This window comes from Reyranella aquatilis (assembly GCF_020880995.1).
Classification (GTDB): Bacteria; Pseudomonadota; Alphaproteobacteria; order Reyranellales; family Reyranellaceae; genus Reyranella; species Reyranella aquatilis.
On the sequence record NZ_JAJISD010000010.1, the window covers coordinates 156732 to 178043 of the forward strand.

General features: G+C 66.4%; 24 protein-coding genes. 11 read left to right on the forward strand and 13 right to left on the reverse strand.

What is annotated here, in order from left to right; translation table 11 throughout:
* Positions 1-68: 68 nt before the first annotated feature.
* Both LJ725_RS21665 and LJ725_RS21670 read left to right on the forward strand, forming a co-directional pair.
* Positions 69-695: a glutathione S-transferase family protein gene (locus LJ725_RS21665; protein WP_230552976.1), complete on the forward strand. Its 627-nt coding sequence runs from the start codon at positions 69-71 to the stop codon at positions 693-695.
* A gap of 88 nt (positions 696-783) precedes the next feature.
* Positions 784-1758, forward strand: a complete 975-nt coding sequence (locus tag LJ725_RS21670) for an NAD(P)H-dependent flavin oxidoreductase (protein ID WP_230552978.1) — start codon at positions 784-786, stop codon at positions 1756-1758.
* Here the strand turns inward: LJ725_RS21670 and LJ725_RS21675 are convergent.
* A complete protein-coding gene (locus tag LJ725_RS21675) occupies positions 1741-2007 on the reverse strand; it encodes an usg protein (RefSeq protein WP_230552980.1) in 267 nt (88 codons plus the stop codon). The two genes, LJ725_RS21670 and LJ725_RS21675, sit on opposite strands and share 18 nt — an antisense overlap.
* A gap of 280 nt (positions 2008-2287) precedes the next feature.
* Between LJ725_RS21675 and groES the strand changes: the two genes are divergently transcribed.
* The 3 genes from groES (at position 2288) to LJ725_RS21690 (ending at position 4818) form a co-directional block, all read left to right on the forward strand.
* Positions 2288-2602 (forward strand): co-chaperone GroES, encoded by a 315-nt coding sequence (gene groES / locus LJ725_RS21680; RefSeq protein WP_230552982.1) that lies wholly within the window; start codon positions 2288-2290, stop codon positions 2600-2602.
* Between the two features lie 52 nt (positions 2603-2654).
* On the forward strand, positions 2655-4295 hold the full coding sequence (groL, locus tag LJ725_RS21685; protein WP_230552984.1) for a chaperonin GroEL: 1641 nt from the start codon (positions 2655-2657) through the stop codon (positions 4293-4295).
* A gap of 112 nt (positions 4296-4407) precedes the next feature.
* Entirely contained in the window at positions 4408-4818 is a 411-nt protein-coding gene (locus LJ725_RS21690; RefSeq protein WP_230552986.1) for an NUDIX hydrolase, read from the forward strand.
* On the opposite strand, the gene LJ725_RS21695 is transcribed toward LJ725_RS21690, so the two are convergent.
* From LJ725_RS21695 to LJ725_RS21710, 4 genes are read right to left on the reverse strand one after another with little or no spacing between them, the layout of a single operon-like run.
* A complete protein-coding gene (locus tag LJ725_RS21695) occupies positions 4770-5825 on the reverse strand; it encodes a hypothetical protein (RefSeq protein WP_230552988.1) in 1056 nt (351 codons plus the stop codon). The genes LJ725_RS21690 and LJ725_RS21695 overlap by 49 nt on opposite strands.
* A complete protein-coding gene (locus tag LJ725_RS21700) occupies positions 5818-6111 on the reverse strand; it encodes a DUF1330 domain-containing protein (RefSeq protein WP_230552990.1) in 294 nt (97 codons plus the stop codon). The genes LJ725_RS21695 and LJ725_RS21700 overlap by 8 nt, the downstream gene beginning before the upstream one ends.
* 14 nt (positions 6112-6125) lie before the next feature.
* Positions 6126-6989, reverse strand: a complete 864-nt coding sequence (locus LJ725_RS21705; protein WP_230552992.1) for a sulfurtransferase — start codon at positions 6987-6989, stop codon at positions 6126-6128.
* A gap of 57 nt (positions 6990-7046) precedes the next feature.
* Positions 7047-7394 carry a hypothetical protein gene (locus tag LJ725_RS21710; RefSeq protein WP_230552994.1) on the reverse strand — a complete coding sequence of 116 codons (348 nt, stop codon included), beginning with the start codon at positions 7392-7394 and terminating at the stop codon, positions 7047-7049.
* A gap of 130 nt (positions 7395-7524) precedes the next feature.
* On the opposite strand from LJ725_RS21710, the gene LJ725_RS21715 reads away from it, so the two are divergent.
* Both LJ725_RS21715 and mscL read left to right on the forward strand, forming a co-directional pair.
* Positions 7525-8463 (forward strand): AEC family transporter, encoded by a 939-nt coding sequence (locus LJ725_RS21715; RefSeq protein ID WP_230552995.1) that lies wholly within the window; start codon positions 7525-7527, stop codon positions 8461-8463.
* A 23-nt stretch (positions 8464-8486) separates the two neighbouring features.
* Complete coding sequence (gene mscL, locus LJ725_RS21720; RefSeq protein ID WP_230552997.1) at positions 8487-8909, forward strand: large conductance mechanosensitive channel protein MscL; 423 nt, start codon at positions 8487-8489, stop codon at positions 8907-8909.
* On the opposite strand, the gene dapA is transcribed toward mscL, so the two are convergent.
* Positions 8906-9793, reverse strand: a complete 888-nt coding sequence (dapA, locus tag LJ725_RS21725) for a 4-hydroxy-tetrahydrodipicolinate synthase (RefSeq protein WP_230552999.1) — start codon at positions 9791-9793, stop codon at positions 8906-8908. The two genes, mscL and dapA, sit on opposite strands and share 4 nt — an antisense overlap.
* 80 nt (positions 9794-9873) lie before the next feature.
* On the opposite strand from dapA, the gene LJ725_RS21730 reads away from it, so the two are divergent.
* Positions 9874-10743 carry a LysR family transcriptional regulator gene (locus tag LJ725_RS21730; RefSeq protein ID WP_230553001.1) on the forward strand — a complete coding sequence of 290 codons (870 nt, stop codon included), beginning with the start codon at positions 9874-9876 and terminating at the stop codon, positions 10741-10743.
* A 226-nt stretch (positions 10744-10969) separates the two neighbouring features.
* Positions 10970-11557: a GNAT family N-acetyltransferase gene (locus tag LJ725_RS21735; protein WP_230553003.1), complete on the forward strand. Its 588-nt coding sequence runs from the start codon at positions 10970-10972 to the stop codon at positions 11555-11557.
* Here the strand turns inward: LJ725_RS21735 and LJ725_RS21740 are convergent.
* From LJ725_RS21740 to LJ725_RS21760, 5 genes are all read right to left on the reverse strand, one after another.
* Entirely contained in the window at positions 11539-13875 is a 2337-nt protein-coding gene (locus LJ725_RS21740) for an Orn/Lys/Arg family decarboxylase (protein WP_230553005.1), read from the reverse strand. The genes LJ725_RS21735 and LJ725_RS21740 overlap by 19 nt on opposite strands.
* A complete protein-coding gene (gene ppk2, locus LJ725_RS21745) occupies positions 13875-14795 on the reverse strand; it encodes a polyphosphate kinase 2 (RefSeq protein WP_230553006.1) in 921 nt (306 codons plus the stop codon). The genes LJ725_RS21740 and ppk2 overlap by 1 nt, the downstream gene beginning before the upstream one ends.
* A gap of 90 nt (positions 14796-14885) precedes the next feature.
* Positions 14886-15980, reverse strand: a complete 1095-nt coding sequence (locus LJ725_RS21750; protein ID WP_230553007.1) for an NAD-dependent epimerase/dehydratase family protein — start codon at positions 15978-15980, stop codon at positions 14886-14888.
* Between the two features lie 35 nt (positions 15981-16015).
* The gene (locus LJ725_RS21755; protein ID WP_230553008.1) at positions 16016-17011 is read right to left on the reverse strand and encodes a Bug family tripartite tricarboxylate transporter substrate binding protein; all 996 of its coding nucleotides are present in this window, start codon (positions 17009-17011) and stop codon (positions 16016-16018) included.
* A 98-nt stretch (positions 17012-17109) separates the two neighbouring features.
* Positions 17110-17478, reverse strand: coding sequence for a carboxypeptidase-like regulatory domain-containing protein (locus LJ725_RS21760; RefSeq protein ID WP_230553009.1), 369 nt, complete (start codon positions 17476-17478; stop codon positions 17110-17112).
* 250 nt (positions 17479-17728) lie between these two features.
* On the opposite strand from LJ725_RS21760, the gene LJ725_RS21765 reads away from it, so the two are divergent.
* Positions 17729-18475: an SDR family NAD(P)-dependent oxidoreductase gene (locus LJ725_RS21765; protein ID WP_230553010.1), complete on the forward strand. Its 747-nt coding sequence runs from the start codon at positions 17729-17731 to the stop codon at positions 18473-18475.
* Between the two features lie 5 nt (positions 18476-18480).
* The gene (locus LJ725_RS21770) at positions 18481-19446 is read left to right on the forward strand and encodes a D-2-hydroxyacid dehydrogenase (RefSeq protein WP_230553011.1); all 966 of its coding nucleotides are present in this window, start codon (positions 18481-18483) and stop codon (positions 19444-19446) included.
* A gap of 7 nt (positions 19447-19453) precedes the next feature.
* Here LJ725_RS21770 and LJ725_RS21775 read toward each other — a convergent pair whose 3' ends face one another.
* Together LJ725_RS21775 and LJ725_RS21780 are read right to left on the reverse strand one after the other, a co-directional pair.
* Positions 19454-20821, reverse strand: coding sequence for a tetratricopeptide repeat protein (locus LJ725_RS21775; protein ID WP_230553012.1), 1368 nt, complete (start codon positions 20819-20821; stop codon positions 19454-19456).
* 107 nt (positions 20822-20928) lie between these two features.
* Positions 20929-21276 carry a hypothetical protein gene (locus tag LJ725_RS21780; RefSeq protein ID WP_230553013.1) on the reverse strand — a complete coding sequence of 116 codons (348 nt, stop codon included), beginning with the start codon at positions 21274-21276 and terminating at the stop codon, positions 20929-20931.
* Positions 21277-21312 lie beyond the last annotated feature (36 nt).

The following is a 21312-nucleotide window of genomic DNA, read 5'->3' on the forward strand; positions in this document are numbered from 1 at the left end:
TCCCCCCCCTAGGGTCCCGATGCTAGCGTGGACCGTCCCCACCAATCACCTGCTTTAGGGAGAGAATCATGAAGCTCTATTACATGCCCGGCGCCTGTTCGATCGGCATCCATGTGCTGCTGGAGGAGATCGGCAAGCCCTACGACGTGCACAAGGTCGACGGCGCCAAGCAGGAACAGTACGGTCCGGATTTCGTGGCGCTGAACCCGAAGTCCAAGGTGCCGACGCTGCAGCGCGATGACGGCTCCGTGCTGACCGAGTTCCCCGCGATCGCCGTGTGGCTCGCCCGCAAGAATCCCGAGGCCGGCCTGCTGCCGTCCGATGCCGACGGCGAAGCGCGCGCCCTGGAGGCGATGGATTACGCGGTGTCGACCATGCACATGCAGGGCTTCAGCCGCATGTTCCGGCCGGCCAACTTCGCGCCGACCGAAGCCGACCATGACAAGGTGAAGGCGCGCGGCAAGGAGATCATGGAGAAGGGCCTGGCGCTGATGGACAAGGCGCTCGAAGGCAAGGAGTACCTGGCCGGCAAGTTCTCGGTGGCCGATGCCGCCCTGTTCTACGTCAGCTTCTGGGCGGCCGGCCGCATGAAGATGCCGCTGCCGAAGAACGTCGCCGCCCACTACGAGCGCATGAAGGCCCGCCCGGCTGTGAAGCGCGTGCTGGAGCAGGAAGGCCTTTCGGCCGCGGCCTGACAGGGTCGCGATCGATGGACCGCCACGTTCGCGTGGCGGTCCGACGGCGCACCTTCGGTGCCGCCCCGTGCTGGGCTAAGCTCGCGCCATGTCCCTGCCTGCCTCCCTGCGTGACCGCCTTCGGCTGCCGCTGATCGCGGCGCCGATGTTCCTGGTTTCCGGTCCGGCCCTCGTGACGGCAGCCTGCCGTTCGGGCGTGATCGGCTCGTTCCCAACCGCCAACTGCCGGACCGTCGACGAACTCGATGTCTGGCTGGCCGGCATGGCTGACGACGCCCGGCGCGCCGCCGATGCGGACGGCCGTGCGCCGGCGCCTTGGTGCCCCAACCTGATCGTTCACCGGTCCAACCCGCGCGTGCCCGACGACCTCGCGGCCGTGCTGCGCCACAAGGCGGAGATCGTGATCACCTCGGTGGGCTCGCCGGAGCCGGTGATGAAGCCCCTGAAGGATGCGGGTTGCCTGGTGCTGGCCGACGTCGCCTCGGTCCGCCACGCCGAGAAGGCGGTGGCGGCCGGCGTCGACGGGCTGGTGCTGCTGACGGCCGGCGCCGGCGGCCAGACCGGCTGGGCCAATCCCTTTGCCTTCGTGCGGGCGGTGCGTCAGTTCTGGGACGGCATCGTCGTGATGGCGGGCGGCATGGCCGACGGACATGCAGTGGCCGCTGCCCAGGCATTGGGCTGTGACCTTGCCTATATGGGCACCAAGTTCATCGCCACGCGAGAGAGTCTGTCGAAGGACGCCTACAAGGAGATGCTGGTGGCGAGCCGGCTCGACGACGTGCTGTTGACCCGGGCCTTCACGGGTCTCGAAACCAACATGCTGAGGCCCTCGATCGCCGCGGCGGGCCTCGATCCCGACAACCTGCCAGTTCGCGGCGGCATCGACATTTCCAAGGACATCAATGCCGCCGAGCGCGACCGTCCGGATGCCAGGCGCTGGAAGGACATCTGGAGCGCTGGCCACTCCGTCTCCGGGGTGACCGACGTGCCATCGGTCGCGCAACTGGTCGAGCGCACCGCCGCCGAATACGAGGCGGCGCGCCTTTCAGTGAAGCGCGTATAGACCGCTGGCGAAGCGGAACTCGGCCGGCTTGATCAGCTGCGCATTGGCGACTGTCACCTTGTGAAGCTTGCCGTCGATGTTGCGATCCCAGAATTCGAGGAATTTCGTCAGGGCCGGAAACCGAGGGGCCAGATCGAGGTTCTGCCAGACAAAACTCTGCAGGACGTGCTTGTGATCGGGCATCCAGTAGAGAATTTCGGCGGTCGTGATGCGGTAATCCTTGAGCTGCGCAACAAAACTGCTGTCCATCTAGGCTCTCCTTGACACGGTGCGCCTCCGGGAATAGTCACGCACCCTCTCCGAAAAATCAGCAAAAATCTTGCCAAATCAATGGGTTAGCAGCACTCGGCTCGGATTGCTGCTAGTGCGAAGCGACTTTGGGAACCTTTTGCGCATCGCCTTGACTCACGATGCCGTCGACCCTAAATCCCCTGCGCCATTGGCACTCACCGTTGGAGAGTGCTGACAGCAACACATTCACCGCGGCCGTCCGGTCGCGCAGGGTCAACAGTCCACTGGAGGAAGAACCATGAAGTTCCGTCCGCTTCACGACCGGGTCGTGGTCAAGCGCGTCGAGGAAGAAGGCAAGACCAAGGGCGGGATCATCATTCCCGACACCGCCAAGGAAAAGCCGATGGAAGGCGAGATCGTCGCCGTCGGTCCGGGCGCCCGCGACGAGAAGGGCAACCTCGTTGCTCTCGACGTCAAGAAGGGTGACCGCGTCCTGTTCGGCAAGTGGTCGGGCACCGAGATCAAGATCGACGGCCAGGAACTCCTGATCATGAAGGAGTCCGACATCATGGGCATCATCGACGCCTCCGCCGCGATGAAGAAGGCCGCTTAAGGCGCCGCTTCGCATCGTCCGAACCAAACACAAATTTCGAGAGGAATAGAAAATGGCAGCCAAGGAAGTCCGTTTTAGCGCCGACGCCCGCCAGCGCATGCTGCGCGGCGTCGACATTCTCGCCGACGCGGTGAAGGTCACGCTCGGCCCGAAGGGCCGTAACGTCGTCATCGACAAGTCGTTCGGCGCCCCGCGCATCACCAAGGACGGCGTCACCGTCGCCAAGGAGATCGAGCTCGCCGACAAGTTCGAGAACATGGGCGCCCAGATGGTGCGCGAAGTGGCCTCGAAGACCAACGACATCGCCGGCGACGGCACGACGACGGCGACCGTTCTCGCCCAGGCGATCGTGCGCGAAGGCGTGAAGTCGGTCGCGGCCGGCATGAACCCGATGGACCTGAAGCGCGGCATCGACCTCGCGGTCGAGGCGGCCGTCGAGGACATCAAGGCCCGCGCCAAGAAGATCACCGGCACGGACGAAGTCGCCCAGGTCGGCACCATCTCGGCCAACGGCGACAAGTCGATCGGCAAGATGATCGCCGAAGCGATGAAGAAGGTCGGCAACGAGGGCGTCATCACGGTGGAAGAGGCCAAGAGCCTGGACACCGAGCTGGACGTCGTCGAGGGCATGCAGTTCGACCGCGGCTATCTCTCGCCGTACTTCATCACCAACGCCGACAAGATGATCGCCGAGCTCGACTCGCCGTACATCCTGCTGTTCGAGAAGAAGCTGTCGGGCCTGCAGGCGATGCTGCCGGTGCTCGAGGCGGTCGTGCAGTCGGGCAAGCCGCTGCTGATCATCGCCGAGGACGTCGAGGGCGAGGCCCTGGCGACCCTGGTCGTGAACAAGCTGCGTGGTGGCCTCAAGATCGCCGCCGTGAAGGCGCCGGGCTTCGGTGACCGCCGCAAGGCGATGCTCGAGGACATGGCGATCCTGACCGGCGGTCAGCTGATCTCCGAGGACCTCGGCATCAAGCTCGAGAACGTCACGCTCGACATGCTCGGCCGCGCCAAGAAGGTCATCGTCGAGAAGGAAAACACCACGATCGTCGACGGCTCGGGCAAGAAGGCGGACCTCCAGGCCCGCATCAGCCAGATCCGTGCGCAGATCGAGGAGACCACCTCGGACTACGACCGCGAGAAGCTCCAGGAGCGTCTGGCCAAGCTCGCCGGCGGTGTTGCGATCATCAAGGTCGGCGGCGCCACCGAAGTCGAGGTCAAGGAGAAGAAGGACCGCGTTGACGACGCCATGCACGCCACCAAGGCTGCGGTGGAAGAGGGTGTCGTCGCCGGCGGCGGTTCGGCTCTGCTCTACGCGATCCGCGCGCTCGACAAGATCCGCACCGCCAACGACGACCAGAAGGTCGGCATCGAGATCGTGCGTCGCGCGCTGCAGGCGCCCGTCCGCCAGATCGCCGAGAACGCCGGCTACGACGGCGCCGTCGTCGCGGGCAAGATGCTCGAGCAGAAGGACACTTCGTTCGGCTTCGACGCCCAGAAGGGTGACTACGGCGACATGGTCAAGGCCGGCATCATCGATCCGGTCAAGGTCGTCCGCACGGCCCTTCAGGACGCCGCTTCGGTGGCCGGCCTGCTGGTCACGACGGAGGCGATGATCGCCGAGAAGCCGGAGAAGAAGGCCCCGATGATGCCGCCGGGCGGCGACGGCGGCATGGGCGGCATGGACTTCTAAGTCCAGTCTTCTCAAAGATTGCGGAAAGGCCGGGGAGCGATCCCCGGCCTTTCTCGTTGGAGCGCGCCACTCCAGTGGCGCATCATGAGCGCCACTGGAGTGGCGCGCTCCCATGAATCTGAACTACCCGACATCGATCAAGGGCGTCGTCCTGCATCAGGGCCGCGTGCTGCTGCTCCTGAACGAGCGCGACGAATGGGACCTGCCCGGCGGGCGGCCAGATCCGGGCGAGGATCATCGCGCCGCGCTGGTGCGCGAAGTGCGAGAGGAGACGGGGCTCTCCGTGGCAGTCGGCATGCTCGTCGACGAGCATCTGTTCGAGGTGTTGCCCCAGCGTTTCGTGCGAATCGTTGCCTATGTCTGCACGCTCGGGACCGAGGGCACGATTGCACTCAGTCATGAGCATCACGAGGCGCGCTGGGTCGAGATTGCGACGCTCGGCGAGCGCGTCGCCGGGCGGGTGCTGCCCGCCGGCTATCTCGGTGCGATTCGCCAGGCTGCCTGCCAGCCCTTGTCGCCGTAGCTGCGGCTGGTCTCAACCTTGAGGAAGCGGTCATGGGCGCCGGCCGCGCCCAGCCACAATTCGTTCCATGCGTCGAAGCCGGCCAGCGGGTCGGCAAGCTGCAGCTCGCGGGCGAGCTTCCAGCCTTCCATGCGAACGGTGACGGCACCGTCCTTCTCCTCCGCCGTAACCGCTTCGCCTTCGGCCGTCAGGACCGCGGTCAGCCAGCGTGCGAACAGCCGGGCGCTGTCGAGGTCGCCGGTCTCGACGTCGGTCGGCAGGTCGAGCTCGCGCGCCGTCTCCTCGTGGAACTGCAGCCCGACCAGGCGCGCGACGCGGCCCATCTCCAGTTGCGCGTCCTTCGGGCCGAGCTGGTCCTGCAGCACCGGCAGCATGGTCTGGACGTAGCCCATCGCGTAGGAGCGGAAGGTGCGCAGGCGGCGCTCCTCGGGCCAGCTGGCGGTCTCGAGTTTCGGCTGCGTCTTCCAGTCGATGCGCGGCATCTCCTCGTCATAGGCGAAGCGCACGCGCTCCTCCTCCTTCAGCGGACGGCCATAGTCGCAATAGTAGCCTTCGAGGCCGGGCTTGCCGTCGACCGTCATGCCGGTGCAGACGAAGCCGAGGCCGGGGTTCTTCAAGGAGACGCCGTTGTGGCCGTGCCAGGCATACAGGAAGGCCGCCGAGACTTCGTGCGGCACGGCGGCGATGGCGGTGCCCTTCCACATCCAGCGCGGCGGCGGATAGCGCACCCAGGCCTTGCTGTCGCTCTCGCGCAGATAGCCGGTCTTCACGCCGCCCAGCGCGTTGGAGTGATAGTGGTAGAGCGCGCAGGCCGGCGCGTCCTTCTCGCCCGCGATGCCCAGCTTCTGAAGGCCCGGCAGGAACTTCTCGAGGTGCTGCCGGCGGAAGTGGCGGAAGATGTATTCCCGCGCCGTGTCGCTGCCGCGCCGCGACACGAGGCTGATGACCAGGCCGGTCATCAGCGCATTGTAGAGCGTGCCGACCGCCCGGTAGGCGGCCTCAGCCATTGTGGCCGTCGACCAGGATCGCCTTGGAATGACCGGCCTTGAGGCGCATCGCGAGCACGGGCTTGTACTCCTCGGAGTGATAGAAGCGCTCGGCCTTGGCGCGGTCGGGGAACTCCAGCACCACGACGCGGGCCGGCGTCCAGCCACCTTCCAGGCTCGTGCAGTTGCCGCCGCGCACGATGAACTTGCCGCCGAACTTGGCGACGAGGCCCGGTGTGTGCTTGCGGTACTCGGCCATCAGCGCCTCGTCCTTGGTGTCGATCTCCACGATGATATAGGCCGTCATTTCTTCCTCCCTCGTCAGCCAACTTCCATGGGCAGGGCCGGATCGTTGGCCCATTCCTGCATGGAATTGTCGTACACCGAGACGTTCCTGTGACCCAAGAGGGCGGTGAGCACGAACGCGTCGAGCGTGGCCGCTATGCCGCCGCCGCAGTAGACGAGAACACGCTTGTCAGGTGCGGCGCCGACGCCCTCGAAGGCCGCGCGCAGCTCGGCGATGGGCTTGAGGGCCTTGTCCGGTCCGAAGAGGCTTGCGGCCGGCACGCAGGATGAGCCGGCGATGCGGCCGGGACGGCCGTAGACCACGCCGCCCGCGCCATTGTGCTGGTCGTGGCTGAGCGCGTTAAGCGTCAGCATCGAGGCATCGCCGATCGCGCCCTTGATCGCATCCTTGTCGACGAAGATCTCCGGCCGGCCACGCAGCGAGAGCGTGGCGGGCGGGTGGGTCACGGGCTCGGTCGAGAGCGGGCGTCCCTCCGCCTTCCACTTGTCGAGGCCGCCGTCGAGGATCGCCACCTCGTCGAAGCCGACGGCGCGCAGCATCCACCAGATGCGGCTCGCCCAGACGGGCGACGCGTGGCTGTAGAGGACCACGAAGGTGCCGTGTCCCACGCCCTTGGCTGCGAAGGCCTTGGTGAGATCCTCGAGCGAGGGCAGCGTGAAGCGCAGCTTCGAGTTCTTGTCGGAGAGATCGGCCTGGAGGTCGAGATAGGCCGCGCCTGGAATGTGGCCCTTGTCGTAGTTGGCGCGCCCGCTTTCGGCGATGTAGCGCCCGTCGGGCCCGGGCTTGAGATAGGTGGTGCAGTCGAACACGCGTAGCGCGGGGGCGCCGAGCTGGCGTGCGAGGTCGTCGGTCGTGATCAGGTTGGCCGAATGGGCCATGTCGCTCTCCCGGGGTTGGGGAGAGCGGAGACTAGCGCGGTTCTCGGGAGAGGCGCGTTAAATCGTCTTCGACGGCAGCGGCGGAACGCTGACCGGGCCGGAGGAAGGCGCGGCGGCGGTCGGCGCGCTCGTCGGGGCATTGAGCTGGCCGACGTCGGGTGACTTCGGCGCCGCGGGCGTGGCCGACGGCTTCTTGGTCTTCTTCGCCGGCTGCGCCTTGGCGACCTGGACCTTCTTCAGGCAGGCGCTGCGCTGCGAGCTGCTCTTGATCTTGTTGCAAGACGCGGCGGACGGGCCGGCCTTGGGCTTCGCCGTCGGGGCGGGCATCGTCTCGTCCTGTGCGAAGGACGGAGCGGCAAAGGCGACCGCAGCCAGGGCGGCCATGCTGGCGATCAAAAGACGCATGATTATCTCCCGGGCCGCTTGCGAAGGAGGGGGGACGAGTGCGGCCTCGCTTTACCCTTAAAATGCTATGTGATTTGTGCCGTTTATGTCAAATTCTTAATAGGTTAGTGCAGCTGCAAACGGACAGCCCTTGCAGGCCATTCTCAACGTCGCCTTCCCGATCTTCGGCGTCATCCTGGCGGGCTTCCTGGCTGGCCGATGGCGCATCCTGGGGCCAGAGGCGACCACGGCACTGAACGCCTTCGTGAGCTATTTCGCCCTGCCGGTGCTGTTCTTCGGCACCTTGGCGCGCACGCCGGTCGCCGCCGTGCTCGACCCTGCCCTGATGACCGGGTTCACGATTGCCGTGGTCGCAACCTTCGTCGTGGGCATGGTGACGACGCGGCTGGTTTCGCGCGGCGGACTTGCCGCGATGAGCCTGCAGGGCATCGCAGCTTCCTGGGGCAATGTCGGCTACATGGGCGTGCCGCTCTGCCTGGCGGCCTTCGGCGAGCAGGGGCTGCCCCCGGCCATGCTGACCGTGATCGTGACGGCCGTCGTCTCGATGGTGTTCGGGGTCATGCTCATCGAACTTGAGGTCGCCGCCGGCCACGGCCCGGTTCGCACCTTCCTGCGGGCGGCCTTCAACGTGGCACGCAATCCCCTGCCGGTTTCCATCGGCCTGGGCATCCTGGCCTCCTGGATCGGCCTGCCGATCCCGCTGCCGGTCGAGAAGTGGCTCGACCTCATGGGCGCCGCCGCCGCGCCCTGCGCGCTGTTCGCCATCGGGCTCTTTCTGTCCGACAAGTCGATCAAGAGCGGGCTGGCCGAAGCAGGGCTCGCCACGCTGATCAAGCTGCTGCTGCAGCCGCTGGCGGCGCTGCTGATCCTGCCGTTCTTCGTGCCGATCGATTCGATCGCGGGCAAAGTGGCGCTGCTGATGGCGTCGCTGCCGACGGCGGCCAACGCCTTCGTGCTGGCCAAGCAGTTCGACATCTCGGTCGAACAGAACACGGCATCCGTGCTGCTGACGACGGCCTTCTCGGTCGTCACGGTTTCTGCTTTGCTGGTATGGCTGCGCGTCACCTGACGACGACAAGGGGGAGAAAGTCGATGCTGCAGGAATTCAAGAAGTTCGCGATGCGCGGAAACGTCGTGGATCTCGCCATCGGCGTGATCATCGGCGCGGCCTTCAGCAAGATCATCGACTCGCTGGTCGGCGACATCATCATGCCGATCATCGGCCGCATCGCCGGCGGGCTCGACTTCACCAACTACTTCATCGGCCTGACGCCGGCCGCCAGCCAGGCCGCCACCTACGACGCCGCCAAGAAGGCCGGCGCGACCCTGGGCTACGGCACCTTCCTGACGGTGACGGTCAACTTCCTGATCATCGCCTGGGTCCTGTTCCTCGTGATCAAGGGCATGAACCGCGTGGTCAAGCAGGAGGAGGCCGCGCCTGCGCCGCCCGCGCCGCCGACCAAGGAGCAGGAGCTGCTGACGGAGATCCGCGACCTGCTGAAGGCGCGCGGCTAGGCCGCCGCCTTCTTCTCGGCGAAGACGGCATCGAGCCGGCGGGCGAGTCCGTCGGAGATCTTCGTGAGCGGCAGCCGGCATTCCGGCGATGCGATCAGACCCTGCCGCCACAGGAGATGCTTGATCGGCATGGGATTGGCTTCGGCGAACAGCATCGGCACGAAGCGGCTGAGCGGGGCCCAGGCCTTACGCGCACCCGATAGATCCTCCGCGCGGAAGCAGCGCTCGACCTCGACGAAGCCTTCGCTCATCACGTGGCTTGCCGCCAGGATGCCGCCCTCGGCGCCGTTGGCACGCATGGTGAAGAACAGCGCGTCCTCGCCGGTCAGTACGGCGAAGTCCGCCGGCTTGCGGCGCAGCAGCTCGAGCGACTGCTCGACGCTGCCTGAACTGTCCTTCACCCCCACGATGTTCGGTACCTCGGCCAGTTCGAGCAGTGAATCGTTGGAGAGGTTCACCGCGGTCCGGTAGGGGATGTTGTAGATCACGACATTGCTGTCGGTGGCATCGGCGATGCGCCGGAAATGCGCAACCAGCCCGTCCTGGCTCGGACGGTTGTAGTAGGGGCACACCGACAGGATGCCGGCAATCGGCAGGTGACGCAGCCGCTTCAGTTCCTTTTCGACCTTGGCGGTGGCGTTGCCGCCTACACCCGCGAACACCGGCACGCGGCCGTCGGCGACGGCCAGGGTGCGCTCGATGACGGCGGCGATCTCGTCCTCGTCGAGCGCCGGCGCTTCGCCCGTCGTGCCGAGCGGCAGCAGCCCGTCGACGCCTTTGGCGATGTAGTGGTTCACCAGCCGGTCGTAGCTTTCGAAGTCGATGGCGCCGTCCTTGAACGGCGTGACGAGGGGGAGCCAGAGGCCCGAGATCTTCGCGGTCATGACGGTACGCTAGGGCTAGCCGAGGAATAACAAAAACGAATGTTTTTGATGGGATCGTTCGGAAATGATTATATGTTCGAATGCGAAGGGATCTCGACATGGCGCTGGTGCGCGCCTTCCTCACCGTCGTTGAAGCCGGCGGGGTCACGCGCGCGGCTACCGCGCTCGGCATGAGCCAGGCCGCCGCCAGCCAGCAGATCAAGCGTCTGGAGGAGGCGCTCGACTGCCGGCTGTTCATGCGCCAGGGGCGAGGGCTTGCGCTGGCGCCGGCCGGCGAGCGGCTGCTCGAACAGGCGCGCCGCCTGGTGGCGATGAACGACGAGGTCTGGTCGTCGATGCGCGCGCCGCAGTTCGAGGGCGAGGTCCGCTTCGGCGTTCCCTACGACATCATCGGCAGCTTCGTGCCGGCGATCCTGCGGCGCTTCGCCAAGGCGCAGCCAAGGGTGCGCGTGAGCCTCGTCTGCGAGGATTCGCGCGTGATCCGCGAGGAGCTGAAGTCGGGCGGCGTCGATCTGGCCATGACGACGGAGACCGACTGCGGCCGGCACGGCGAGACCCTGCGCACCGACCGGCTGGTCTGGGTCGGCGCGGCCGATGGTGACGCCCACCTCAAGGATCCGCTTCCGGTGTCGCTCGGCGCGCCGACCTGCGTCTTCCGTCCCGTCGCGGTCGAGGCACTGGGCAAGGCACGACGCGACTGGCGCGCCGTGTGCGAGGTGAGCCGGCTGGAGCCGGTCTATGCCGTGCTGGAGGCGGGACTGGCGGTGGCGCCGCTGCTGCGCTCCTCCGTCCCCGAGCGCTTCGTCATCCTGGGCCGCGAGGCGAAGCTGCCGACGCTGCCGGAATTCCGCATCAACCTCTATGCGCCGCCGGGACTGGGGCCGGCCGCCCGCGATCTGGCCGATCACGTGCGGGCGAGCTTTTCCGGCCGGCCCCGCACCGCCGTGTAACGTCTCCGTCAACAATTGATACCAAGCGACCCCTGTGCGGGAACCGCATCCGCCCGTATCTTCGCGGGCATGGAGCGACGCGGTTCGAGAGATCGCCGCGGCGCCAGCGAGTTTAGAGGGGGCGTCTGGGGGCCTGGAGAGTGCAAACTCTCCGGGCCCTCTTTTTTTGCCGACATGAAACGGTCATGGAGGCGTGTTTGATCCCGGCGTCTCACAGGAGGATCGGATGATGGCAGCAGCAGGCGAGTCCGCGCTCGACAGGCCGCAGGGCAGCCTGGTGGTACGTCCCTCGACGGAAAACGACGTGGCGGCCATGATCGCGATCTACACGCATCACATCACGCGCGGCCTCGGGGAAGTCGACATCGAGCCGACGCAGGCCGACGACATCAAGCGCCGGCGCAAGAACATGCTGCGGCGCCGGCTGCCGCATCTCGCAGCTGAGCGAGACGGCGCGATCGTGGGCTATGCCTACGCGGTGCCGTTCCGCAAGCGTCCTGCCTATCGCTACGCGGTCAAGCATTCGATCTACGTCCATCCCCGGCACGTCGGAACCGGGATCGGCCGCCAGCTCCTGCCGGCGCTGATCGAGGCCTGCGCCAGTGTCGGCTATCGCCAGATGTTCGCCTATATCGACGCCGACAACGTCGCATCGCTCAGCCTGCACGAGGCGCACGGTTTTCGCCGCGCCGGCCTGCTTCAAGGTGTGGGCTTCAAGTACGGCAAATGGGCCGACAGCGTCCTGATGCAGCGCGCCATCGGCGCGGGCACCACGACGCCGCCGGTCGAGATCGCCTACTCGCGCACCACGTAGGTGTAGAAGCGCACGACGCCGTTCTTGTCGATCTCGCGATAGATGCCCTGGATCTCGACGTCGAAGCCGGGGAAGAGATTGGCGCTCTTCTCGAACATGCGCAGATAGTCGAGCATCGGCTTGGCCCGTTCGTCGAGACGTTCGCCCGGCACGATACTGGCGATGCCGGGCGGATAGACCACGAACATGGTGGTGGCGATGCGCCCGGCCGCCTGGTCGATCGGCACGTAGTCGACGTTGTTGCGCACGAGCTGGCGCACCGCCTCGTGCGGCGGCATCGCCGGATCAGGCAGGTGCTGCGGTGCGAACTGCGCGCGCTGCAGGAAGCTCACGTTGGCTTCGCGGAAGAAGGCGTGCATTTCCGCGCAGAGATCGCGCAGCCGCAGCCCGGCGTAGCGGCCGGGACGGCGCCGCACGAACTCGCTGATCACGTCCTCAAGGCGCGCATTCTCGTCATGCAACCGCTTGAAGATCACCATGGCGCTGAGCAGGGTGCCGGCCTTGCTCGACTCGACGCCCGGCGTCATCAGGAACAGCAGCGAGTTGAGGTCGTTCTTTTCCGGCACGATCTGGTTCTCGCGCAGATACTGCGCGACGACCGGGGCCGGAATGCCGTGACTGGCATACCGACCCGTCTCGCGGTCGAAGCCCGGCGTCAGCACGATCAGCTTGTTGGGATCGGTGATCGCATAGCCCGGGGCTACATGGGTGAAGCCGTGCCAGCCGGCCCCGGGCGAGAGTTCCCAGTAGCGGGCATCGACGGCGAGGTCGTCGGTCGCGACTTCCTCCCAGGCCTGCTCGCGTCCGCCGACGGTGACGCGGTTGGGCACGAAGGGCTCGAAGAACCAGCGCCGGGCGAGGTCGCGCTCCTTGTCCTCGAACTCGCGGCGGATGGCACGCATCTTCTTGCGGATCTCGATGCCGAGGCGAATCGTGTCGTCCCACAGCACCTCGCCCGAACGCCCCTTCATCATCTGCGCGCCGACGTCGAGCGACGCGAAGATCGGATAGAACGGCGACGTCGAGGCGTGCAGCATGAAGAACTCGTTGAAGCGGCGATGCTCGATGCGCCGCCGCTGGCCCTTGATGTGGCGGTCGCGGACATGGATCTGCGAGGCCTGGCTGAAGCTCGCGAGCTGCTTGTGCGCCGACTGGGTGGCGATGATGCCGGGACTGTCCGGGCCGAGATTGGTCAGTCCCATGGCGAAGCGGCCGGCATAGAGCGGGTGGAACTTCATGAAGCCCGCCCAGGCCTCGTCGAACAGGATGTAGTCGCAGAGATGGCCGATCTTCTCGACGATCAGGCGGGCGTCGTTGATGGTGCCGTCGTAGGTGCACTGCTCGATGACGGCGACCCGGAACGGCCGCTCGCGCTTCCACGCCTCCTTGTCCTTGACCAGCGGGTTGGTGCGGATCTTCTCGCGGATGGCCGCCTCGTCGAGCGCCTCGTGGAAGATCGGGCCGATCAGCCCGTGGGCGTTGCGGTCGGTCTCGAGATAGATCGGGATGCCGTTGCCGAGGAACAGCGCGCCGTGATGGGCCGCCTTGTGGTTGTTGCGGTCGAACAGCACCAGGTCGCCCTCGGCGATGAGGGCCTGCAGCACGATCTTGTTGGACGACGAGGTGCCGTTCAGGACGAAGTAGGTCTTTTCCGCGCCGAAGATGGCGGCGGCTTCCTTCTGGGCCTTCAGAGCCGGACCCTCGTGGACCAGCAGGTCGCCGAGATCGAGCACGGAATTGTCGAGATCGTCGCGGAACACCGCTTCCCCCAGATGCTCGACGAAGATCCGGCCGATCGGGCTCCTGTTGTAGAAGATGCCGCCATTGTGGCCGGGGCAGGTCCAGAGCTGGTTGCCTTCCTCGGCATAGTCGACCAGCTCGCCGAAGAACGGAGTCTTCAGCGTCTCGGCATACTGCTTGAGGCGGCTCACGAGGTTCTTGGCGATGAACTCCGGTGTCTCCTCGGATAGGAAGATGTAGCCGTCGATGTAGTCCATCACCTCGACGGGGATGTCCTGCAGCCGCTTGCGGCGCACCAGGATGACGATCGGCATCTCCAGTCCGCGGCGCCGCATCATGTTGATCATCGCAGCGGCCTTGCCGTCGAGACCCTTCTTGCCCCAGTCGACGACCATGCAGCCGATGGCGGCGTCGGTCTGGACCACCATCTCGGCATCCTCGATGCGGCGAGCCCGCACGACCTGGAAGCCCATCTTCTCGATGGAGACGGTGATTTCGCCGAGCCGAAGCCCTTCGAGGTCGTCTGCGTCGAAGGCCGGAGCGCAGACGAGGAAGGTGAAGCGCCTGAAGAAATCCATCAGTAGACCGCCGGGACATAGAGTTCGGGAGCGACCGGCGTTCGGGCGTAGTCGGGCTTGTGCTCGCGCTTCGGCAGGACGATCGGCTGCTGTTCAACGTCCTTATACGGCACTTGTTGCAAAAGGTGGTGGATGCAATTCAGCCGGGCGCGGCGCTTGTTGTTGCCCTCGACCACCCACCAGCGCGCCTCCGGGATGTGGGTCCGCGCCAGCATCTCCTCCTTGGCCTTGGTGTATTCCTCCCAGCGCCGCCGCGACTCCAGGTCCATCGGCGACAGCTTCCACTGCTTCATCGGATCGTGGATGCGCATGAGGAAGCGCAGGTTCTGTTCCTCGTCGGTGATCGAGAACCAGTACTTGAGCAGGATGATGCCCGAGCGCACCAGCATGCGCTCGAACTCGGGCACCGTCTGGAAGAAGTCCTGGACATCGCTTTCGCTGCAGAACCCCATCACGCGCTCGACGCCGGCGCGATTGTACCAGCTGCGATCGAACAGCACGATTTCACCGGCCGCCGGCAGATGGGTGACATAGCGCTGGAAGTACCACTGGGTGCGCTCGCGCTCCGAGGGAGCGGAGAGGGCCACCGTCCGGCAGATGCGCGGGTTCAGCCGCTGCGCGACGCGCTTGATCACGCCGCCCTTGCCGGCCGCGTCTCGGCCCTCGAACAGGACGACGAGCTTGAGCTTCTGGTCGACCACCCAGGACTGCAGCTTGATCAGCTCGCGCTGCAGCCGCAGGAGCTCGGTGAAGTAGAGCTTCCGGTCGATTCCGTCCTGCGGCGACGAGGGCCGCCCCGGCTCGCTCATCCGCGCCAGCATCTCGTCGCCCAGCTCGAGCTCCAGCTCCTCGTCGATGCCGTCCGCCAGCTCGCGACGGATTCGCTCCTCCAGCGTCTCGCGGTCCAGATCGCTCTTCATGCAGGCCTCCAAGCCGTCCCAATGGCCGGGGAAGGTGCGGGGCCCGTATGACAATTTGACGACAGCCGTCCTGCGAGCGGCCGCCGCGGTTCAGGGACGCGGCAGCAGCCTTTTCGCCTGCATCGCGGCAAAGCACTTCCGGAACATCGCCTCGGTGTCCATCACCTCGGTGAAGCCGGCCTGCATCAGCTTGATGGTCGAGACGATGGCCGGCGGCCCGGGCTCGGTGCGGCCGAAGCCCATCGTGTAGTCGGCATATTCGAAAGACAGGCCGACGAAGTCCCGGAGCGTGCCCGATGCAAGCCCATGGGCGCGGCGAATCTCGGCCCATTCCGCTTCACGGGGGCGGATCTCGCGGTCGAGCGCCAGTGGCACATGGGCGCCCGGCTCGAAGCCCAGCGCGTCGGCGATGGCGGGCCAGACGTTGGGCCAGACGAAGACGTCGCCGTTGGTGACGTTGAATATCTCGTTGCGGGCGGTGGCCGCCTCGCCCGACCAGGCGATCGCCCGCGCCAGCAGGTCGGCATCGACGGCCTGCGCCACGCGCCCGACGCCACCTGGATACTCCAGCACCTTCTTGCCGGCCTTGCGCATGAAGGCGGCGTAGACGCCGAGCGCGGGAATGACGTTCATGGCGCTGCCCACCGAATCGCCGACGATCAGCACGGGCCGCAGGATCGACCAGCTCCAGCCCTTCCCCGGCTGGCGCTCGCGCAGGAAGCGCTCCTGGTTCCAGTAGAAATTCGGCTGCTCGTGCATCTCCGAGCGGTTCTCACGCGCCGGCACGGTGAGCGGCCGCACGTGCACACCGTAGGCCTTGGTGCCCTGCAGCAGCGCGACATGCCTCAATCCGGGAGCGGCACGCTCGAGCGGTGCCATGAGGTTGCGCAGCATCAGGTCGTTGGTGCGGATCTGCTCCTCTTCCTGCCAGCCCGCGACCAGCCCGGGCCGCTCGTAGAGCGCGGCATAGGCGAGGTGCGTGACGCCCGCAAACTCAGGCGCCAGCGCCTCGCAGGCGGCCGGATCGGTGAGATCGAGCGGCAGCCAGCGTGCGCCGTATGTCTCGTCGGGCCGGCGGCGCGACACGGCGATCACTTCGCAGCCTTCGACAGCTGCGAAGTGCTTCATGGCGGCATAGCCGACGAGGCCGGTGGCACCGGCGACCAGGACTTTCTTCGATGGCATCGTCACCCTCGGAAGGACTGCTCAGGGCGACGAAGCTACTCCACCTTCGCTCCCGACGCCTTGATGACCGGCGCGAGTTTCTTTTCCTCGGCGGCCCGGAAGGCCATCGTGTCGCTGGGCGTCATCCAGATCTGCGCGGCGCCCTGCTGGTCGAAGGCGGCCTTGACGCTGGGCTTCTGCAGCGCCTGCTTGGTGAGGGCCGAGAGCTTCTCGACCATGGCCGGCGGCACGCCGGCCGGCGCGCAGACCCCGCCCCACGAGGTGATCTCGAAGCCCGGCAGGAACTCCGCGAAGGTCGGCTTGTCGGGAACCGCGGGATGGCGCTCCTTCGACGTCACCGCGAAGCCCTTCACCTTGCCGCCCTTCATCAGGCCGAGCGGGCCGGGAATGTTGTCGAACATCATGTCGACCTGGCCCGCGAGGATGTCCTGATGCGCTGGCGCGCTGCCCTTGTAGGGAACGTGCAGCAGGTTGACGCCGGCCATCTGCTTGAACATCTCGCCGGTGAGGTGAGGACTGGTGCCGGCGCCCGACGAGGCGAACGAGTACTTGCCCGGATTGGCCTTCGCCAGTGCGATCAGTTCGGGGATGGTGTTGGCCGGAAAATCGAGCCGGGTCATCAGCATGTTGGGCACCGCCCACAGCATCGCGATGCCCGTGAAATCCTTGCCGGCATCGAACGGCAGCTTGGTATAGAGCGTGGGCGCGATGGCGTGCGCGGCGATCGTGTAGAGGCCGATCGTGTAGCCGTCCGGCGGAGACTTGGCGATCACGTCGGCGCCGATGTTGCCGCCGGAGCCGGCGCGGTTCTCGATGATGAACTGCTGCCCCGTGAGCTCGGAGAGTTCCTGGCAGACGATGCGGGAAAGGGTGTCGGTCGGGCCGCCGGCCGGAAACACCACGATGTACTTCACCGGCCGGTTGGGCCAGTCGCTTTGCGCCCGGGCAATGCCCGATGCGATCATGGGAGCGGCAAGGGCGCCGCCCGTGAGCAGCAGCGCACGCCGGCGTGGAATCGCAATCCTGGTCATTTGAACGTAGCCTCCTGTGCTTTCTTTATTGGGAGGCAGTCTAGCGGACTCGTTTCGCTGTTCAACACGAGACCCTCGCGCTGCGCGTGTCGACGGGCTCAGTAAGTGAGGATGATCGTGAAGGTGATGGGGGCTCCGTCGGGCACGACGATGTCGACGTGCATGCCATGCGCTGTGGGCTTGGTGCGATGGTTCTGCGGCGTAGCGGTCTTTGTTGCGAGGGGGATCAGGGCCACGCCCCACGAGCCGCTGCGCCTGATGAGCGCCGCGGGAAGTTTGCTTCCGGCCTCGACACTGTAGGGTCCGGGCCGCATCTCCTTGATGAGGATGGAGCCGCGGTCGTCGGTTACCGTCTGGATCACGATCCGGCCGTCTGATTTGCTGCGGACGAGGATGTCGACGCCGGACACGGGTTCGCCGGCAAGTACCGGTGCAGCCAGAATCAGGTGCAGAAGCACCGGCGCCATGAGCGCCCAAACCGTCCGCACCTCGATCGCGCTCCCCGTTCGCCGCTTCCGGGCGATTCTCGCCATGATGCAGGGGCAGGCGCGCGTTCTCCATGAAAATTTTCGTCACTCCAACGTGAGCGGGAAAACCGCTTGTCGTTCCGGACACCGGGACGCCCGGCTTGATTTGGGATACCGCGACCGCCACCGTGACCCCCGTTGCATGACGTCACGGTGCAGTACCTGCGCCGAGTCGGAGGGAGAGGAAGCGATGAAGCTGGATTTCACGGGCAAGAAGGCAATCGTGTGCGGCGGCAGCCGGGGCATCGGCAAGGCCATCGCAATGGGCTTCGCCGCCTGCGGGGGCGACGTGTCGATCTGCGCGCGTGACGCCACGACGCTCGAGGAAACCCGCGCCGAACTCGCCAAGCACGGGCACAAGACCCATGCCGCCAGCGCCGACCTTTCCAAGGGCGACGCCGTGCGCGGCTATGTGCGTGAGGCGATCGGAGCGCTGGGGGGTGTCGACTTCCTGGTGAACAACGCATCGGCCTTCGGCTCGTCCGACGACGACAAGGGTTGGACCGCCAGCCTCGCGGTGGACATGCTCTCGATCGTGCATGCCACGCAGGAGGCGCTGCCGGAGCTGAAGAAGTCGCAAGGCAACGTCGTCAACATCTCGTCGATCTCCGCGCTTCATCCGGCGGCGCGCCAGCCACCCTACGGGGCCATCAAGGCGGCGGTGATCCACTACACGGTCACGCAGGCGGCGATGTACGCGAAGGATCGCATCCGCGTGAACTGCATCGCCCCCGGCTCGATCGAGTTTCCCGGCGGCGTCTGGGACAGGCGCAAGACCGACAATCCCGCGCTCTACAACGGCACGCTGGCCTCGATCCCGTTCGGCCGCATGGGACACGCCGAGGAGGTCGCCAACGTGGCGCTGTTCCTCGCCTCGCCGTTTGCCTCCTGGGTCACCGGCCAGACCATCGCGGTCGCCGGCGGGCAGGGGCTCTAGGACCGATGTCTGCCACCAATCGCGCCCACGTCCTGCTCTGGACGGACGCCGCGACGGCCTATCTCGACGCCATCCAGGCGGCGGGACTGGCCGACCGCGTCGCGGTCGACACGCTGCCGCGCAAGGAGAAGCCCTCGCCCGAACAACTCGCCCGCACCGAGGTGCTGATGGCGGGAGCGGTGCCGCCCGGCCTGCTGCCGGCCATGCCGAGGCTGCGCTGGGCGCAGGCGATGAGTGCCGGGGTCGACAACTGGCTGGCGCTGCCCGACCTGCCGCCGGCACTGACGCTCACCTGCGCGCGCGGTACGCACACCGAATCGATGCCGGAGAACATCATCGGTGCGCTTTTCCATGTCGCCAAGCCCTATGCGCGGGTCGCCGAGTACCAGAAGCAAAGCAAGTGGGTTCATACGGTGGCGCAGCCGCTGACCGGCAAGACGCTCGGCATTCTGGGCCTCGGCGCCATCGGCCAGGAGGTGGCGCGCATCGCGGTCGCCCTCGGCATGCACGTCATTGGCACCAAGCGGCGGCCGACCCGTATTCCCAACGTTGCGGAAGTGCTCGCGCCGTCGCAGACCGACGAGGTCCTTGCGCAGTCGGACTTCGTACTCCTGCTGCTGCCGGCCACGCCGGAGACCGAGAACTTCATCGATGCGAAGCGGCTGGCCCGGATGAAGCCGACGGCCTGGCTGCTGAACTTCGGCCGCGGCCAGATCGTCGACGACGGCGATCTGATGGCCGCGACGAAGGACGGGAAGATCGCCGGCGCGCTGCTCGATGTGTTCCGGCAGGAGCCGCTGCCGTCGGAGCATCCCTTTTGGACGGCACCGGGCATCGTCGTGCTGCCGCACATCGGCGGCCCGCACCCGCAGCGGGACCGCTTCGTCTCGCGGCTCTTCGTCGAGAACCTGAAGCGATTTCTCGACGGCGAACCGTTGAAGGAGGTGGTCGACCGTACGGCCGGCTACTGACCTGACCTTACTTGATGCCGTAGACCGCGAACTGGTCGGCGACCTCGGGGTCGAGGGTTAAGGCGGCCGCCTTGTCGCCCTCGCCTTCGCGAGTCTCGCCGTTCATGATGCGGGCGATGCCGCGGCCATAGAGGGCGAGGGGCCGGTTGGGATCGACGTCGAGAGCCGCATCGTAGGCCCGGATGGCCAGTTGCGGATCGCGTAGCTTGAGATAGATGAAGCCGCGTGTGATCCGGACGTCCAGGTTCAGCGGCATCAGCTTCTGCGCGGTGTCGCAATCCTGCAGGCCGGCGGCGAGGTCCTTGCCGGTGATGGCGCGGACCAGGCAGCGGTTGTTGTAGGCCAAGCCCATCGACGGATCGAGCTTGATGGCGTTGTCGTAGTCGGCCAGCGCCTTGTCATATTCGTGCTTGGCGAAATGGACGTAGCCGCGATTGTAGTAGGCGACGGGATTGTCGGCATCGGCTGCGATGGATTGGTCCAGGTCGGCCAGCGCCTGGTTGTAGTTGCCCTCGGCCGAAAGCAGCGCGGCGCGGTTGGCGAGCGCCTGCGGATAACGCGGCGCCTTCTGCAGGGCCGTATTGTAGTCCTGCATCGCCAGCTGCGGCTCACCGCGGCGATTGTTGGCGAGACCTCGAATGACATAGGCCTGCGGATCGTCCGGCGCGAGAATGATCGCGCGATCGAGGTCGGCCAGCGCGCGCCCGTTGTCGCCGAGCTGACTGTAGGCGTTGCCGCGGGCGATCAGAGCATCGACGTTGTCGGGCTCCAGCACGAGCACCTTGTCGAAGTCCTCGATGGCACGATTGAAAGCACGCTTGCGCGTGGCCAGCAGGACACCGCGGCCGAGATAGCCGAGCGAATTGTTGGGATCGACGCGGATGGCGTCGCTGTAGTCTGAGAGGGCACGATCGGTTTCCCCTACCGCGTGCAGCGAGGTCGCGCGCCGGTAGAGGTTCAGCGCGTCCGGATTCCTCGGATCGACCACGCCGTCATAGTGCTTCAATGCCTCCGAATAGTCCTCGGCGGCCAGGACCTTGTCGCCAAGCATGGTCCGCGCGACGCCGCGCGTGAGGCGGGCCAGCGCGATTTCCGGCGGCTTCAGCTGGCGGGTCTGAAGTGCCTTGGAGCAGGCGACGTTCCGGGCCTCCGCATCCTTGGTGGTGGGCCAGGCGCCGCGCACGCAATCGTCGAAGAGCTGGGCCACCGTGGGACCCGACGGCGTGGCGACCGCGGGCGGCGAGGCCGGGCGGGCGGGCGTGGCCGCCGGGCGCATGGTGGGAGGCGGATAGAGATAATAGGCGAAGGCGTAGATGCCGGCGCCGCCGACAACGAAGGCCGCGGCCGTGAGGAGGAGCTTGGTCGAAAGGCGCATGTCTTCCCGGGCTGGGCTGAAAAGCCGCTTCAAGTCAGGTCCTTGTACCAGAAGCGATCCCGGCCACGCCATTGCACCGGGAGGAGGCAGGCCCGACCCGGCGACCCTCACGAGACAAGGACGTACCAGCCTTCCACCGAGGGGGTGGCACCGCCGGTGCCGGCTTTCACACGGATCTTCTTGGCGCGCATGTCGGTCGAGGTGCCCGGTGCCACCTGGATCTTCTGCTTCGCGCCATCGACTTCGACGAGCATCGCATTGCCCGGATCGACACGACTGCGCGGCGGCGCATTGTAGAGGCGATAGATCGCCGGGTTCGATCCCGCGTCGAGGACGGTCTGCCAATGCAGTCGCCGGGCGAAGATCCGACCGACGGGCACCTGGATCCCGACGATTTCCGCGGCTTCATGGAGGGTCGGTCGAACGCCGGCTGCCCTGCTTTTCGATCTCGCCATCATTCACCGCTCCCCGAGCGGATTATGAGCGGCGAT